Annotated in this window: 2 protein-coding genes; both read left to right on the plus strand. The window is 63.9% G+C overall.

The features are described 5' to 3' along the window. The first annotated feature begins 172 nt into the window (after positions 1 to 172). A complete protein-coding gene (locus tag J3Q04_RS11750; protein WP_420763755.1) occupies positions 173 to 1,405 on the plus strand; it encodes a substrate-binding domain-containing protein in 1,233 nt (410 codons plus the stop codon). A gap of 203 nt (positions 1,406 to 1,608) precedes the next feature. After that, a complete protein-coding gene (locus tag J3Q04_RS11755) occupies positions 1,609 to 14,118 on the plus strand; it encodes a filamentous haemagglutinin family protein (protein WP_434605992.1) in 12,510 nt (4,169 codons plus the stop codon). The last annotated feature ends 69 nt before the right edge of the window (positions 14,119 to 14,187 follow it).

Below are 14,187 nucleotides of genomic sequence, written 5' to 3' on the forward strand. Positions count from 1 at the left end.
AAAACAACACCGAACACCCGAGATTTTTTCCTTTCTCTGTCACCGGAAGTTGAGAGCTTCTACGCCGTGGCCACCCCTTTAAAAGAGCGCTGGAAACCTGCTCGGGGCAGCGGTCGCGATGAGAAGCACAAGCGAACTACCAACGTCCAGACACGATGAAAGGAGATTCTTCATGTTCAAGCGCAACGTTCTTGCTGTTTCCATGGCCGTCGCCGGCCTTTGCTCCGCCCAGGCCATGGCCGCTGTCGTCGGTGGCGGTGCCACTCTGCCGCAGAACCTGTACGGCGTGCCTCCAACCGGTGGCGTCGCTGCTCCCGTCGGCATCCTCAACGGCCCTGCGCCACAACCGGCCTTCGCCAACTACGTGGGTGTGGGCAGCGGCGGCGGCAAGACTGCTTTCCTGACCAACAACTCGGACGTGCTGGTCTGGAACCTCGACGGCAACTCGGCAACTGCCCTGGAAAAGGTCTACGTTCCGGCCGTGACCGTTGACTACGCCGGCAGCGATTCGATCCTGTCCAGCGCTGAACTGACCACCTATCGCGCCGCTCACCAGTCGCCAGCCGTGCCGACCGGCAACGCCGCCAACTGGGGTCCGATCATTCAGATCCCTGCCGAAGCCACTTCGGTCACCGTTCCATACAAACTCACGTTGGCCAACGGCACCGCCGTCAACAACCTGAACCTGACCAGCGCCCAGCTGTGCGACATTTTCTCTGGCACTGTCACCACCTGGAACCAGGTCAACAGCACCTACCCCAGCACCCCGATCAAGGTCTACTACCGTGCTGGCAGCAGCGGCACCAGTGAGATCTTCACCCGTCACCTGAACAGCCAGTGCCCGACCAAGTTCACCACCAACGGCACCTTCACCACGGCTGTCGGCACCGTTCCGGCGAACTCCACTGCCGTGACCGGCAGCACCGCGATGGCCAGCACCGTGCTTTCCACCGAAGGCGCCATCGGCTACGTCGGTCCGGAAGACGTCAACGCCAGCAGCAACGCCGTGGTCGCTCGCGTCAACGGCAACCTGCCCACCGTCGGCAACGTGACTACCGCCCTGAGCACCATCGCTCCGCCAGCCGCTGCTGATCGTGGCCTGCCGGAAAACTGGGCCAAGGTCCTGCCTAACCCGGCGACGGGCTACAGCATCGTTGGCTACACCTTCCTGGTGTTCAACCAGTGCTACAAAGACAGCACCGATACCGCGGCTGTACGTGACTTCATCGGTCGCCACTACACCCTGTCCGATGCCAACAACAACGACGATGAAATCATCGCCGCCAAGCTGATCCCGATCACCGACACCTGGAAAACTGCCATTCGCAGCACCTTCTGGACCGCCAGCAACTCGCTGTCGGTGGGTAACGCCACCGCCTGCAACGGCATTGGTCGTCCGCAATAAGCCCTGATCAGGGTTCGCTCCATGAACCGGCAACAGCTTCGCGCTGTTGCCGGTTTTTCGTTTCAGGCAACCGCCCGGCAGATGAACATTGCGTGACAAAAGTTCGGTCGCGACGGCTTCAACCTGCCTTGGAATTAGTCATTTGTGCGCCTCGTCCCAGAGGTCGCTATCGAATTCGCCCTGCGTAAAAAGGATCCGTAGTGATGCGTTGCCGCCCCCAGAAAGCCACTCGCCGTAATGCTGATTCCGCCGCTGTGCCGTGCCTCAAGCCCTTGGCCCAAGCCATCGCCTTGCTGTTGCTAGCCAACCCCGCCTACGCAGCGACCAGTTTCAGTTCGGCCTGGTTCGCGGCCAAGGGCGCGGCTCCGGCGGCGGGCCCGGCCAGCCCCAGCGCGCCTCGCCCTGGAACGCCTCCACCGCTGGCGCAGCAGCAACGGGTGCAGCAGCAGTTGGGCCGTTCGCTGGCGAACATGAACAGCACGGTGGCGGCCATTGCGGCCAGCCAAGCTGCCCAGGCGGCAGGACGTGCGGCTACCTTTGGCGCACCGCAAACCATCCATAACGGTTTGGGTGGCAATGGCCTGAACGCGGTGATTGGTCCGGACGGCAAGCCGCTGTTCGTCAACGCCAATGGCCCGGTACAGACCGATGCCAATGGCAAGGTCGTGGTGACCGTCAAGCAGACCGCCGACAAGGCCATCCTCAACTGGGACACGTTCAATATCGGCCGTGACACCACCCTGGCGTTTCAACAGGACGCCAGTTGGGCGGCGTTGAACAAGGTCAACAACAGCACCGCGCCGAGCCAGATCCAGGGCCAGATCAAGGCCGACGGCACGGTGATGATTCTCAACAGCAACGGCGTGGTGTTCAGCGGCAGCAGCCAGGTCAACGTGCGTAACCTGGTGGCGGCCGCCACGGATTTCAGCGACGAACAGTTCAAGACCGGTGGCCTCTACAACGCCAACGCGGCGAGCTTTACCAACGCCCAGGGCGGGATCCGGGTGGAGAAGGGCGCGCAGATTTCCACGGCCGCCCCGAGCAAATCGACCGCCGGTGGCGGCTATGTGTTGTTGCTGGGCAAAAACGTCGACAACGCGGGCACCATCAGTACCCCGCGTGGACAGACCGTGCTGGCGGCGGGCGGCAGCTTTACCATCAAGAAGGGCTTCGCCAGCGATGGTAACTCGACGTCGACCACGCGCGGCAATGAAGTCATCGCCCACCAGGATGGCGGCACGGGCGCCGGCCGGGTGAGCAACACAGGATTATTGATGGCGGCCAGCGGTGATGTGACGCTGACCGGCAATCAAGTGCGGCAGAACGGCGTAGCCGTGGCCAGCACTTCGGCGGACACCCGTGGCACGCTGCACCTCACGGCGCGAGGCAGCGATGCCAGCGTGGCCCTGGGCGAGGGCAGCACCACGGCGATTCTAGTGGATGCCAGCGCGAAGGCTCTGGACAGCCAACGCGACAGTGCCTTGAAACCGATCGTCAGCCAGGACGGCAAAGTCATTCCAGCGGACACCTATCGCCGCGACCTGTCCCTGGTGCAGATCGACAGCGCCGGCAGCGTCGATTTCCAGAAGGGATCGATCACCCTCGCCACGGGCGGTCAGGTGGCGGTGAACGCCGGCACCCGCAGCCTGGTGCGCGACGGTGCGGTGATCGACGTCTCCGGCGCCACCGGCGTCAAGGTGGCGATGGAAGCCAACAGCATCAAGGTCAACATCCAGGGAAACGAGCAGCGCGATGCCGCCGGCAACCGGGATGAAGGTGCGTTGAACAACAATGATGTTTGGGTGGATGCCCGAGAGTTGGTATTCGTACCCGCCGGCACCAACGGCTACGCCACTGATCGCTGGTACACCGCCGGTGGTCTGCTGGAAGTCAGCGGCTACCTCGGTACTCAGGGCCACAGCGCCGCCGAATGGATGGCCCAGGGCGGCACCGTGAGTTTTACCGGTAATGATGTGGTGACCCAGGCCGGCTCGCAGGTCAATCTGTCCGGCGGCACGCTGGATGTGCAGAGCGGCACCGTCAAGCAGACCTGGCTCAAGGGCGCCGATGGCCGCTTGTATGAACTCAACAGTGCGCCTGGGGACATGCTCTACACCGGGATCTACAAGGGATACGAAGACCACACCCAGCGCTGGGGACAAACGAAGTATTACTACAATCCCTTGATTGCTCCACGTTCGCGCCAGGAGGCCGGCTACACGGTCGGCCGCGACGCCGGCACCCTGGTGATCGGGACTAAAAACGCGGTGCTCGAAGGCACGCTCGCCAGCGATACCTTCCAGGGTGACCGTCAGACCCGCGCCGCCCAGGCCGGCCTGGATGGCTACCAGCAATCGCAGAAAGCGGTGGCCCGTGGCGGGCAGTTGGTGGTCGGCTCGTACGTGCCGTTCTACGTGAAGGAAAGCGGCACTGTGGAATATGCCCTTGGCGCCACGGCCAATACCTTGAAGAACGTGATCTTCGGCCAAGACGCGGCGGGCGTTGCCGGTAGCGTCGGTCTGGACGGTGCCTTGCCGACGGATCGCCAGGGCACGTTGTACCTGGACAGTAACCAGCTCAACGGCTTCAAGCTCGGTGCCGTCAAGGTCGCTGCGAGCGAAGGCATCACAGTCAACGGTGCGTTGCAGGTGGCTCCGGCCGGTTCCATCAGCCTGTTTGGCCCGAAGGTGGCCGTGAATGCCAATCTTACTGCCCACGCTGGTGCCATTCAGGTAGGCAGGGATTTCGTCCAGGTCGACGGCACGATGCCAGTTGCCGGCGCGTCCTCGGTCAGGGTGGCTGACCGGGTGCGTCTGGATGCCAGCGGGCTGTGGAGCAATCTACAACTGGACCCTGGCGATATCAGCGCCTTGCCTTACCAGAACGGCGGCAGCATCGCCCTGAAAGCCGGCGGCGCCATCGTGCTGGGTGCCGGCAGCGTGCTGGACGTTTCTTCCGGAGCGGCACTGCTCAACTCAGGCAAGTTCCAGGGCGGCAAGGGCGGCGATGTCACCTTGAGCACTCTCACGGGCGAATTGAGCCTGGGCGGCGAATTGCGGGGCCAGGGTGTAAAGGGCGGCGGCACCCTTCAAATGCAGGCCGGTAAAGTGCTGATCAGTGACACCGCGACGTCGGCGGCGGAAGGTACCTTGCTGCTCCATGGCGACTTCTTCAAAAAAGGCTTTTCCGCCTACGACATCATCGGCAACGACGGCCTTGAGGTTGCCGAGGGCACCCAGGTTGACGTCACCGTGCCGGTTTATCGCCAAGGTGCTGGCGCGCCTGGGGTCGCCACCGGTGGTGCATCGGGCAGCGCGCTGGAAACCTGGACGCCGCCGCTGTACCTCGAAGACGCCAGCAAGGGCGTGCTGACCCAGCGCCAGGGTGCCAGCCTGTCCTTGCAAGCCGGCAGCCAGCAAACCGGCGCGGCGAATGTCGCCACGGCTGACCTGCTGGTGGGCAAGTCGGCGGTGTTGAATGTCGACCCCGGACAAGCGATCCGCTTGACGGGCATTGGCCAAATCACCGTGGACGGCACCTTGAATGCCTGGGGCGGCTCGATCACTGTCGGCTCCGCGCCTGGGCCGCAAGCGGCGGTCATACCGCCCGGTGACAACTTCAAGTCGATCTGGATCGGCGAGAACGCGGTCCTGGACGTAGCCGCTCGCGCCGCCACCGCCACGGGTACCAGGGGGACCCAATACGGGTTCGTGCGTAACGGCGGAAGTATCGTCATCGGTGGTGAAATCGACCATGCGACGGGCGACGGCGGCGGTATCGGAAAATTCATCGTGGTGCGCGAAGGCGCGTTGCTCGATGCTTCGGGTGCCCAGGCGGTGCTGGATGACGCGGGGCAACGCCGAGTGGTTGCCAGCCACGGCGGCGACATCAGTTTTGGCTCGACCAGTGGGCTTTACCTGGACGGTCAGTTCAAGGCTGCCGCCGGCGGTGCCGGAGCGGCGGGCGGGAGCTTGTCGGTCGGGCTCGGGGCGACGGTTTATTTGAACAGCTCGGATTTGCCGGACAACCAGCGCAAGACTCGCGAACTGATTATCGAGCAGCACCATTCCGCGACGGGTATCACGGCCGGGAGCGCGCCAGAGCAGGGCGCCTCCCTGCTGGAGCACGGCTATGCACGGCTTGCGGTGGATCAGGTCGAGGCCGGCGGCTTTGATACGTTGTCCCTTTTCAGTACCGGTCTGCTGACCTTCGATGGCAATGTCAACCTGACGATGGCCAATGCGCTTCAGCTCTACGCGGGTGCGTACGGCATGGCGGAGACAGCGGCGGCGGACTCGGTGGTCAAACTGCGCGGTAACTATGTGCGCTTGGCCGGCGCGCAAGATAATACGACCGCCGGGGCTGACAACAGCAGCACCGGCATAGGGCTGGCGCCTTCGGCACGACCTGCCGCAGGGCAGTTGTTGGTGTCAGCGACCGGGTTGCTTGAGGTTCGCGACGCGGTGAGGATCGGTGGCAGCGGAACGCTGACGATGGCCCAGGGCGAAGTTCGAAACGTCGATCGTCGTGGTTTTGCGGATTTGCAATTGAACAGCCAGGGTGACATTCGGATGGCGAGCAGCCAGGCCGATCATAAAATGTTACTTCGAACGCCCGGCGTCCTGGGCCTCACCGCCGCGCAGATCTATCCCGGCACCGGCGTGCAAGGGACGCTGACCGCCAAGCGCATGGACATAGGCCGCAACGGCTCGGCGATTCCCTCGGTGCCTTATTCCGCGTTCGGCGAGTTGCGGCTTGAAGCGGATGTCATCAACCAGGGCGGCATTCTGCGAGCGCCATTGGGCAACCTGATCATCGGCCAGACGGCGCTGGAAACGGAGGGGCGACCTGGCAGTGACGTGAACCTGCTGTCAGGCAGCCTGACCTCCGTCAGCGGCGCGGGGCTCGTCATGCCCTATGGCGGAACAGCGGATGGCAAGTCCTACGTGTTCGATGGCGTGACGCTCGACAAGAGCCTGCTGCGGCCCGCCCTCAATGGCGTGCCGGGAAAGATAGATCTGGTGGGCGAGACCATCGACGTCGCGGCGGGAGCCGTGGTGGACGTGTCCGGTGGGGGTGAATTGACCGGCGCCGGGTTCATCTCGGGGCGTGGCGGCTCCACTGACGCGCGCTTCAACCCCTTGGTGCAGTTCGGTTCGGACGGTTTCCTGTTACCGGCACTGAGCAGCAACCCGGTCTACGCCATCGTTCCTGGCGTACAGACCGGCTATGCGCCCGTGGGCGGTGAAGCCGGCGCCGTCGCCCCCTTGGCCGGCCAACAGATTACCCTCGGTGCCGGCGTCCCCGGCTTGCCGGCCGGCACCTATACCTTGCTGCCCTCGACCTACGCGCTGCTGCCGGGTGCGTTTCGCATCGAGGTCAACGGCCTGGCCGGGCAGGGCGGGGTGGTGCCGACCCAGGCCATGCGTAACGGCTCCTGGGCAACGGCCGGTACCCTCGGCATTGCCGGCACCGGCGTACGCGACAGTCTGGCGAGCCAGGTGATCGTCACCGCGGCCGATACGCTGCGCCGCTATTCGCAGTACAACGAGACCAGCTTCAGTCAGTTCGCCCTGGCGGACGCGGCGCGCCTGGGCGTGCCCGCCGTCCTGCTGCCCCGGGATGCCAAGGCGTTCAACGTCACGTTCGAGCGCAACCAGAGTGACCAACCGAGCTTCAGTTTTGCCGGCAAACTGCTGAGCAAAGCAGCCAAAGAGGGTCGCGGCAGCACCACCTCACTCACGTTGGTCAGGGCCGGGGACCTGGAAATCATCAAGGCTGGACAGGTAGCCAACGCCGGATTGAACGGTGTAACCCTGACCGACGATGCGGTGAATGCCATCGGCGCCAGCAGCCTGTTCATCGGCGGTTATGCCTTGGCCCGCTATGGCCAGGGCGGTAACTTCCTTGAGTTCGGAGATGGTAATGGCTCCGTCGCCAGGACCCAAAATATCACCTTGCGCAGCGGCGCGACCTTGCGGGCACCTGAAGTGTTCCTGGTGACGTCCAGCCCGAATGGCGGCATCACCGTGGAGCAGGGCGCGTCGATCAATACGCTGGGCATGGGCGCCGTGGCCCGTGACTCGCGTGATGGCTATCTCTACAACCCCGGCCGCAACAGCGTGCTCGCCGTCTCCAATGGCTACGTGAACATGCTGGCGCCTGCGGCGCCCAACCCGATGACGCCGGACAGCGCACCTGGCATTATCCGCATCGGTGTATGCGATGGTGTTTGCAGCGGTACAACCCGTTTGTACTCCGAAGGCACCATCGCTTCGGCCACGGACAATCGCTTCGAGCTGACGGATGCCGTACGCTTCGGTACCCGTAACCTGACCCTGGCGGTTGGCGGCATCAACGTTGGCAGCGCCGAGACCCTGGCCGACCTGGCGTCACGCAATCTGTTGCCCAGCGGGCTGACACTCAACCAGCAGGTGCTCGACCGCCTGTTGCAGGGCGATACCAGCGCTGGCGCGCCGGCGCTCGAAACCCTGGTGCTGGGCGCGCGCGATTCACTGAATTTCTATGGCAACGCCAGCCTCGATACCTTTGACGCTGTGACCGGCAAGTCGCGGCTCAAGGAATTGGTGCTTGGCACTCCAGCGATCTATGGCAAAGGCAATGCCAATGAAACGGCGCTGATTCGCACCGGTAACCTGATCTGGAATGGGGTGCAAAACGAGGCTGGCAGCATCGTGGCCGGCGGCGCGGGCACCGGCACGGGCAACCTGCAGATCGATGCCCAACGCATCGAGTTTGGTTATGCCCCAGCCACCGAGTCCAAGGCGGCCAAGGCCTATGACCGGCTTGCACTGGGATTTGCCAACGTCAATCTCAACGCCAGCGAACGCATCACCGCCAACCATAAGGGTGGCCTGCTGGTTTACCAGCGTCAGGGTGAATACATCACAGGCAAGGGGTTCCAGTACAGCGGCGGCAACCTGAACATCCTCACGCCGTTGATGACCGGCGAGGCCGGGTCGGTCAACCGGATCACCGCAGGCGGCAATATCCGTGTCAGCGCTCCGTCGGGCAGTCGCTTGCCGGTGGCCAGCGCCGATAGCTTGGGCGCCGAGCTGGCGTTGAACGGCAAGAACGTGCGGGTCGAAGGCAACGTGGTACTGCCCAGCGGCAAGCTGACCCTCAGCGCCGAGGATGAATTGACCCTCACCGATGCCGCGCGCCTCGACCTGGCCGGACGCAAAATCACCTTCAACGATGTCAGCAAGTACAGCTGGGGTGGTGACCTGATCCTCGAAAGCCGCAACGGCAATATCCGCCAGGCCGCCGGCTCGGTGATCGATCTCTCCGCCGTGAACAACCAGGCCGGGACCCTCAAGGCCACCGCATTGGCGGCGGCCGCTGGCAAGGTCGACCTGGCGGGCAGCGTGCTGGGCAGCAGCAGCGGCTACTACGATGCGGGCGGCACCGCGGTGCCCTACAAGGCCGGCAGCGTGGACATCCGCGCCCAACGCCTGGGCGATGGCAGCCTGAGCGATGACTTCGCCGCCCTCAACCAACGCCTGAACCAGGGCCAGGTCTTCGGCGGCCGCAGCTTCCAGCTCAAGCAGGGTGACCTGGTGATCGGCGATGGCCTCAAGGCCGGCGTGATCAGCGTGTCAGTGGACAGCGGCAAACTCACCGTCAACGGCACCGTGGACGCCAGTGGCGAGCGCGTGGGGTCCATTCGCCTGGCGGGCAAGCAAGGCTTGACCGTGGGCGGCGACGCGGTGCTCGACGCCCACGGCCGCGTGCTGCGGGTGGACAGTTACGGCCAGATCATCGATTCGCCGAACCGCGCCATGGTTGAGCTCAGTTCCGGAGATGGCCTGCTGACGCTGGCCGGTGGCGCGCGCATCGATTTGCGCCATGGCACCGCCACCACGGTCGGCCACGACGGCAAGGCCCGTGGCACCCTGGAGCTGAATGCGCCACGCCTGGGCGGGGCCACGGCCGGCGACATCGCCATCGACGCCAGCGGCAACCTGAACATCCAGGGCGCCAAGCTGATCGCGCTCAATGGCGTGCAACGCTACGACGATGCCGCCTACGGCACCGACCCGGCGGCCAGTGGCCGGCCGTACCAAGTCATCAATCAGGACTACCTCAACGGTATCCATGACGACAACCGCGACTTTATCGACAATGCCTTGAACAACAATGGCTTACGCGATGGCAAGCTGGCGGGCCTCAACAATGCCGCCTATCGCAACGCTTTCCACCTGCGCCCCGGCGTCGAAATCGTCAGTGCCACCGCCGACGGTGACCTGGTGGTGCAGGGCGACCTGGACCTGTCCGGCTATCGCTACGCCAGCCTCAATCCGCTGACACCCCAAACGTCTGTATACGGTTCCGGCGAAGTCGGCAGCCTGGTACTGCGTGCCGGGGGCGACCTGACCGTGCTTGGCAGCATCAACGATGGTTTCGCGCCGCCGCCAGAAACACCGGACGACGATGGTTGGGTGTTGACCCCCGGCAAGCAAATGTTCAACGGCGATGTGATCGTGCCGCGAGCGGGCATTGAATTGCAGGACGGCACCACGTTCCTGTCCGGCGCGACCCTCAACTACGACCTGCCACTGCAAGCCATTACCCTGGCCGCGGGAACCCGCCTGCCCGTGGACGGCGAGTTGGCCGAAGCGATTTCATTGCCTGCCGGCACTGTTTTGGCGGCAGATATCCGTTATAGCGATGGCCGTGTGGCCTATGCCGCCGGTACACGCCTGACGGCCGATCTGACCGTGGCTCAAGGAATGGTCCTTGGAGGTGGTTCGGTGTTGATCGGCGATACCGCCTTGACCGGATTGGTCTGGCCAAAAGGTGTGGCCCTGCCCAGCCGTCCGGCAAGTTCGGTGACAGTTCATAGCCCAAGCACCGTGGTTCAGGCGGGCGCGCTGCTCTTGCCTTTGGGCGCGCTGATACCCGCGGGTACCGACGTGAAGCTGGCCGCAGGCGTGGAAAAAATCAATCTGCGCGGCGGCGATGGCAAGGGCCGTAACTGGGCGATAGCCCCGATGTTGGCCGAGGGCTCGCAGTCCTGGTCGTTGCGTGCCGTGGCGGGCGCCGATTTGCAGGCCGCTGATACCCGCCTGGCCAATCCTTATGCCGAGCATGGACGCTTCACGGTGGCCGACACTCACTATGGAATGCTGGCCAAGGCGGGTGGCTTGGTGTTGACCGATCAAGCCTCGCTCGACTATTACGGTGACTTGAGCTACTCCGGGCGGCCTGTCGCCGAGTTGGCTGACCTCTACGGCATAAGCGTCGACGAGTTCTGCGGGCAGGGGGCAGGGCTCTGTGTCGCTGCGGGGCGGACGCTGACCGAGCAAGCCTCGCTCGACTATTTCGGTGACCTGACTTATGTCGGGCGACCGGTGGCGGAACTGGCGGACCTGTATGGCATGTCCGAGGACGAATTCTGTTCGCAAGCGCCCGGGTTATGCATCGGTGGGAGCGTTTACACCTACGTGGTGGGCACCAGCAGCTTCAGTGTTCTTCGTACCGGTACCGGCGATCTGGACTTGATCAGCGCGGGTGATTTCAGCATGCAGTCGCTGTTTGGCATTTATACCGCGGGCACCTCGTCCTTGAGCCTGGCTGACTCGGCGGGCTACAACCTTGCGCGAGGCGTCTCGCTGAATAAAACCGGCCTGCCGACTGACTCGATTCTGGGGAACGGTGACAGCCCTTATGAACGCTTGGTGGATGGCGGCGCAGACAGCCGATATCGCGCATGGTATCCAGACCATGGCGGTAATCTGCTGCTGTCGGTGGGCGGCGATTTGGCCGGTGACATAGTCGGCAGAAAACAAAGTACTCTCGTGACCGAAGACGCACCGCAGATAGAGAGCTCGGGGGTTGGGAATTGGTTGTGGCGCCAGGGCGATGGTGACGGTACGCCTACCGCCTGGTGGATTAACTTCGGCACTTATGTGCCCCATGGCACCGATCCGGTATTGAACGGTTTTACCGGTATCGGCACCTTGGGTGGCGGCAACGTGGATGTGCGAGTCGCAGGCGACGCGGGTATGTTGGCCCCCCGTGGAGAGCGAGGTGAGCAGAGCGCCAGTCGCAGTCAGGGGATCGTCTTGGCGGTCGGCTCGACCGGGCGCATGGTGGACGGTCAATTGAAGTTCACGGGTGGCGGTGACCTGTCGCTGACAATCGGCGGCGCGCTCAACCCTTCACTGGAGGCTAGGGCGTTTCTAGACTTAGCCGGCCAGCCGGTTGATTCGCGCCATGACATGAATGGCAGCCTGACGAACTTGCGGGGTTCGCTGAGGGCCAGTGCCGGTTCGTTCGGCGGCATGGAATTGATCAACGGTCCGGACAAGGTTTCGCAGGACCCCCGAGAGATCCGTGCCTACAACCCATACGATGCAACGATGGCCAGCGCGACCGGTGGACTGCTGCTGGTACCCGGCGATGCCACCGCCAGTCTGGATGCCCGTGGCGATCTCGTACTTGGCGGCGCAGTGGACCCGGGCCGTGCGCCGACACGAGTCGCCCAGTCGGTGGACCTGGGCGGCGGGACCAGAGGCCCCGGATATTCCTGGTTCAGCCTGTGGACCGACCATACCGCTATCGATCTGTTTGCCGCCGGAGGGAACCTTACGCCTTCGACCCAAGGCGCAGAGCTTTCGATTGGCGTCAATACCGCCACGCCTCGTAGCGGCATGGACTATTCGCAAACCGACGGGCGTTTCGTCTATCCGTCGATTTTGCGGGTAGCCGCGCCCTCAGGCAGTCTGTATTACGGGCCCTCATCACGCGGGGTAGGGGGTTTTGTGACCCCCTATTCCTTGATCCTGGCGCCTGGAAACCAGGCGCAGCTGGAATTTCTCGCTGGGGATTCGATTTATGCGGGAGGCTACGCAATATCACCCACCCGTGCTCCGGCAAGCAGCCTGACGACCCCAGACAATCCTGCGTTCTATTACAAGGACGAGTCGGGCGGGCTGCATGGCGATCTGGAAGGGGCGAGTGCGACCCCCTCGGTAAGGAGTATCGGAATGGGCTTGTTCGCGTTTGGCGGTACAGGGTCTGGCGGAGATTATCGAGGCGCGGACCAGCCGGTACGCTTCTACGCCGTCAGGGGCGATATCGTTGGGTTGCGCACGGGTGAGTTGATTGCCATTAGTGCCGGTCGCTGGGCCGGCGAGACCTGGTACGAGGCCGCCAGCCCCGCATGGATCATGGCGGGGCGGGATATCGTTAACAGTGGTGACATTGCGGGCACTTCACTGACGCAGTTTGAAAGCTCGCCCATCAGCACCGGCAACCTGTTCGTCCACGACGACCCCACCGACATCTCCATTGTCTCCGCCGGCCGGGACATTCTCTACAGCACTTTCAATGTCGCCGGCCCCGGCACGCTGGAGATCAGCGCCGGGCGCAATATCCTGATGGAAGACCAGGCCGCGGTGACCAGCCTCGGTCCGGTGAAGTCCGGTGACAACCGCCCAGGCGCAAGCATCGTGATGCAAGCCGGCGTGGGCGCGACGGGGCCGGATTACCTGGGCTTCGTGCGGCAATACCTGGACCCGGCCAACCTGGCGGACGCCGCTGTCGGCCTGGCCCAACAGCCGGGCAAGGTGGCGAAAACCTATGAGGTCGAGTTGGCGGCCTGGCTGGCGTCGCGGTATGGCTTCAGCGGTGAGGCCGATCAGGCGCAGGCTTATTTCGCCGCGTTGCCGGCCGAGCAGCAGCGGGTGTTCGCCCGCGAGGTGTACTTTGCCGAGCTGCGTGCCGGTGGTCGCGAGTACAACAACGCCAGCAGTCCTCGTTCCGGTAGCTACTTGCGTGGTCGCAACGCCATCGCCGCGCTGTTTCCGACCCACGACGTGGCTGGCAACCCGCTGGCTTACCAGGGCGATATCACGATGTTCGGCGGCGCTGGGGTGCACACCAACTTTGGTGGCGATATCCAGATGCTGACGCCAGGCGGGCAGCAGATTTTTGGTATCGAAGGCGAAGCGCCGCCGTCCAGTGCCGGGGTCATCACTCAAGGTGTCGGCGACATCCAGTTGTTCAGCAACGGCAGCGTGTTGCTGGGACAAAGCCGGATCATGACCACCTTTGGCGGCGACATCCTCGCCTGGTCGGCGACGGGTGATATCAACGCCGGTCGCGGTTCGAAAACTACCCTGGTGTACACACCGCCCAAGCGCGTCTACGACAACTGGGGCAACGTCACCCTGTCGTCGTCGGTGCCGAGCACTGGCGCCGGTATCGCCACGCTCAACCCCATCGCCGAGGTCGCGCCGGGCGATATCGACCTGCTCGCGCCGCTCGGCACCATCGACGCGGGAGAGGCGGGCATCCGGGTCTCGGGCAACATCAACATTGCCGCGTTGCATGTAGTGAACGCCGCCAACATCCAGGTGCAAGGCAAGTCCAACGGCGTGCCGGTCAGCGCGGTGGTCAACACTGGCGCACTGACCAACGCCAGCTCCGCCGCAGCGTCGGCGAGCGATGCCGCCGAAGGCGTCGCGCGCGAGCAACAGGCCGCGTCGCGCAACCGTATGCCATCGGTGTTCAGCGTGCAGGTCCTGGGCTTCGGCAACGAACGTCTGGCGCCGTCCCAGGAAGGCGCCAGCCGGGCACCGGACCCTGAACCGAACAACAGCGTGCGGGTATTGGGCGCCGGACGGTTGGACGACCAGGCGCGTAATCAGTTGACCCCGGAGGAACAGCGCAACCTGACGCTCTAAGAAACATCAAAAAAACCCCGGGCGACAGGCAACTGTCGCCCTTTTTTGTGGGCGCTCGGTCGCTGTCGG

Source organism: Pseudomonas sp. D4-21, assembly GCF_051132125.1.
Lineage (GTDB): Bacteria > Pseudomonadota > Gammaproteobacteria > Pseudomonadales > Pseudomonadaceae > Aquipseudomonas.